The organism is Neisseria sp. HMSC061B04 (assembly GCF_001836705.1).
GTDB lineage: Bacteria > Pseudomonadota > Gammaproteobacteria > Burkholderiales > Neisseriaceae > Neisseria.
On the sequence record NZ_KV830210.1, the window covers coordinates 827 to 1,666 of the forward strand.

At 36.8% G+C, this 840-nt stretch carries 1 pseudogene; it reads right to left on the reverse strand.

The annotated features are described in order from the left end of the window. Window positions 1-840: pseudogene (locus HMPREF2661_RS11625) on the reverse strand (hypothetical protein); the annotation flags it as partial.

Genomic DNA, 840 nt, shown 5'->3' on the forward strand with positions numbered 1-840 from the left:
CATTATTATTTATAATATTTTGACGGTTTAATTCACTATTGGGATAAGTACTGATACTTAAAAACCGACCATATTTACCCGAAAATTTTGGACTATATGTAATTGTTAAATCATTTGAATATTTAATAGAAATACTAGAATTTTTCATGTCGTATAAATGATAATTTCCATAATCAGATCTACCAACACCAAAAGATGTTTCATAGCTTTTCCACTCAACAATTTCGGCTTCGCCCCCACCCCATTCGCGAAACCTTACGAGTACAACATTTTTTCCAGATTTTTCTTGTTTTTCTAAATTTTCTTTTTTTTCTTGCTGTGCTTTAGCTTTTTGTGCTGCTTCTGCTGCTTTTTTAGCTGCTGCTTGTGCTACTGCTTTTTGGTAGTTGCCTTCGGCTTCTGCTTGGCGTTGGCCAGCATAAAATCTTTCTGCTGCATCTCTAAATTGTTGAGGCGACGGACTATTTACTAAACCTAAAGAACGCCCCAAATTTACAATTGATTCAGGCAATCCTCCGAATAAATTATTTCCGAAATCTCCTAAAGCAAGAACTGAACCCTCAAATGCTGACTGATAATTACCAGCTCTTAACTGTGTTGCTACATATGAACCGTTTTTACTTAACGCATTTGCAGCTGATGAGCCAAACCATACACCCGTAGCAGTTTTTTGAATCGCGCTTGTACCGACTCTTTGATTAACAGTTGTATTCATCGTACCAGTTTCGCCATATCGGCCTGTAACCGTTACATTTTTTCCTTGACTACCATTAATATTTCCACCATTTTTAGTTACTGTCGGTTTACCGTTGTTTTGTACATCAACCTTCCAAACGCCTG